At 41.9% G+C, this 1,687-nt stretch carries 2 protein-coding genes and 2 pseudogenes; all 4 read left to right on the top strand.

The features are described from left to right. Positions 1–162 precede the first annotated feature (162 nt). A pseudogene (locus QUB44_RS30760) lies at positions 163–387 on the top strand (IS1/IS1595 family N-terminal zinc-binding domain-containing protein); the annotation flags it as partial. 69 nt (positions 388–456) lie between these two features. Next, on the top strand, positions 457–633 hold the full coding sequence (locus QUB44_RS30755; RefSeq protein ID WP_333373691.1) for a hypothetical protein: 177 nt from the start codon (positions 457–459) through the stop codon (positions 631–633). A gap of 172 nt (positions 634–805) precedes the next feature. Next, a complete protein-coding gene (locus QUB44_RS30750) occupies positions 806–1,000 on the top strand; it encodes a hypothetical protein (RefSeq protein ID WP_333373689.1) in 195 nt (64 codons plus the stop codon). An 18-nt stretch (positions 1,001–1,018) separates the two neighbouring features. After that, positions 1,019–1,417: pseudogene (locus QUB44_RS30745) on the top strand (ISAs1 family transposase); the annotation flags it as partial. Positions 1,418–1,687 lie beyond the last annotated feature (270 nt).

Genomic DNA, 1,687 nt, shown 5'->3' with positions numbered 1-1,687 from the left:
AAACAGCCATCCGAGAACTGGTAGAGGAAACGGAGCATCAAGTTCTTTTTCTCCCAAAATATTCTCGCCTACCTGAACGATATTGGGCGTTGCTGAATTGATGTATGATATAGCGATCGAGAGCAAAGTTGACGAAAAACAATGAACAGCAAATTAAAGTCCATCGAATGTCCTGAATGCAAGTCTACTCGTATTAATAAGAATGGGCATAAAGCAGGTAAACAGAATCATATATGTTTTGATTGTGGTAGGCAATTCATAGATTCCTATCAATCCCATCAAGGGTATGCACAGGAAGTTAAAAGAGAGTATCTAAAAATGTATGTCAATGGCATGGGTTTTAGGGCAATTGAGAGAGTGAAAGGAGTCCATCATACTAGTATTATTACAGGGCTATTTCATTCTTGAGAGAAGGGTGATAAGCTGAAGCTATATTCCTTCAAATTGTTTTGAGTAATGACCCAACTTGCAATTGTTGAAGCCTTCTCTGACTTGATTGATACTCGTTGCGGCACTGGAAAGCGCCATCAGCAGGCACTCTGTCTTGCTATGTTCACGGCGTTGCAGTTGCTGCCGGGAACAAAGGTTTTCTTGCAATTGGGGATTGGCTCAAAGCGCACAAAGCCGAATTAGTAAAACTTTTTCAACCACCAAAGGGACGAATTCCTTCTTATAGTACGATTCGACGCACCAAGAATGCGGACAGAGTATCAGAGTTATTCAGCCTGCTTATCCCGTTTTTTTGGCGTTCAACCATTGCCAAGAGAAACAATCGCTATGGACGGTAAAGTAGTAAGAGGTTCATATGAGGCAATCAGCGATGATCCCGCATGTGGATTCACATCCAGCTATTATGCTGGTTAGCGCCTACATTGTTGAGCGGGGCTTGATTCTCGAACTTTATGAGGTGGATTCAAAAACAAACGAAATCACAGCAATTCCTGCATTTATCGAACAGATGGCAGTCAAGGGCGTGGTTTTTGCCGGGGGATGCCATTAGCACCCAAAAAAAACACTTCAGGTGATCGTTGACAGTGAGAATGATTACGTGGGTGCGCTCAAGGGCAACCAATCTGGATTACTAAAAGCAGTCAAAGGCTGTTTTAAATCACAACAGAGCGCTCAAAAAATCAACAAAGGTCATGGTCGTATTGAAAAAAGGACAGTGAGTATTACACAGGATTTGACAGACATTCCTAAATTTCCGGGACTCAAGACCTTGATTAGAGTTGAATCAGAACGACAAGTATATCGTGCCAACATCATCGAGTATGCCACAGAAACCCGCTATTATATAGCTTCATTTGTTGATACAGCAGAAGCTTTTGGAGAAAGAATCCGTAGTTATTGGGGAGTAGAGAATAAAGTGCATTATGTACGGGATGTGACCCCGCGTAGAAGATGCTTCACGCATTAGAACTACCCCAAAGCGTGCAAATCTGGGTAACGGCGCGTAATTTTGCACTCAATTTATATCGAGAGTATGGATTTCAGAATATGGCTCAAGCTCAACGACTTGCTGGCTTTGGTCTTAACACACTCAAGGAATTATTTAGAATGAAATAGCCCTGAGTATTATTATGGGTTAAGCAGGTAGGAGAATTGCTCCCAAATACCTAGTACAGCTCGGCGTAAGTATACAGACTATATTTGTGGTAGAATAACATATAGCGTTTCGAGCGAAAGA

It is taken from the genome of Microcoleus sp. AT3-D2 (assembly GCF_036705715.1).
In the GTDB taxonomy this organism is placed as follows: Bacteria; Cyanobacteriota; Cyanobacteriia; order Cyanobacteriales; family Microcoleaceae; genus Microcoleus.
Note: the sequence above shows the minus strand (reverse complement) of the source record. Positions and strands in the feature narration are given on the sequence as shown.